This window comes from Streptomyces carpinensis (genome assembly GCF_002154505.1).
In the GTDB taxonomy this organism is placed as follows: Bacteria; Actinomycetota; Actinomycetes; order Streptomycetales; family Streptomycetaceae; genus Streptomyces; species Streptomyces carpinensis.
On the sequence record NZ_MUBM01000114.1, the window covers coordinates 1 to 962 of the forward strand.

Annotated in this window: 1 protein-coding gene and 1 pseudogene; both read left to right on the top strand. The window is 69.8% G+C overall.

Going from position 1 to position 962, the window contains the following annotated elements:
* On the top strand, positions 1-614 hold a 614-nt coding region (locus tag BZY54_RS16730), incomplete at its 5' end, for an electron transfer flavoprotein subunit beta/FixA family protein (protein ID WP_107419734.1).
* Positions 615-635: 21 nt separating this feature from the next.
* Positions 636-962 (top strand): annotated as a pseudogene (locus BZY54_RS16735) (electron transfer flavoprotein subunit alpha/FixB family protein); the annotation flags it as partial.

The window sequence follows — 962 nt, forward strand, 5'->3', positions numbered from 1 at the left end:
AGGTGACCGTGCTGACGGTGGGTGTGGAGGGCGCCAAGGACGCGCTGAGCAAGGCGCTGTCGATGGGTGCGGACAAGGCGATCCATGTCGAGCACGACGACCTGCACGGCACCGATGCCATCGGTACCTCCCTGGTGCTGGCCAAGGCGGTTCAGAAGGCCGGCTTCGACCTGGTGATCTCCGGTATGGCCTCCACGGACGGCACGATGGGCGTCGTCCCCGCGCTGCTGGCCGAGCGTCTGGGGGTCCCGCAGGTCACCCTGCTGTCGCAGGTGTCCGTCGAGGACGGCACCGTCAAGGGCCGTCGTGACGGGGACGTCGCCTCCGAGCAGCTTCAGGCCTCCCTGCCGGCGGTGGTGTCGGTCACCGACCAGTCGGGTGAGGCCCGCTACCCGTCGTTCAAGGGCATCATGGCGGCGAAGAAGAAGCCGGTTGCGTCCTGGGACCTGTCGGATCTGGACATCGAGGCCGACGAGGTCGGCCTGGCAGGCGCCTACACGGTGGTTCAGTCGGCGGCCGAGCGTCCGGCGCGCACGGCGGGCACGATCGTCAAGGACGAGGGCGAGGGCGGCAAGCAGCTCGCCGAGTTCCTCGCGAGCCAGAAGTTCATCTGATTCTTTAGGAGTTGCTTTCTCATGGCTGAAGTCCTCGTCTTCGTCGACCACGTGGACGGTGCCGTCCGCAAGCCCACCCTGGAACTGCTCACCCTGGCTCGCCGGATCGGTGAGCCGGTCGCCGTCGCCCTCGGGGCGGGTGCGGCCGACACGGCCGCCACCCTGGCCGAGCACGGCGCGACCCGCGTGCTGACCGACGACGCCGCCGAGTACGGCCAGTACCTGGTGGTGCCGAAGGTGGACGCCCTGCAGGCCGCCGTCGAGCAGGTTTCCCCGGCCGCCGTGCTGGTCCCGTCCTCCGCGGAGGGCAAGGAGATCGCCGCCCGGCTCGCGCTGCGGATCGACTCC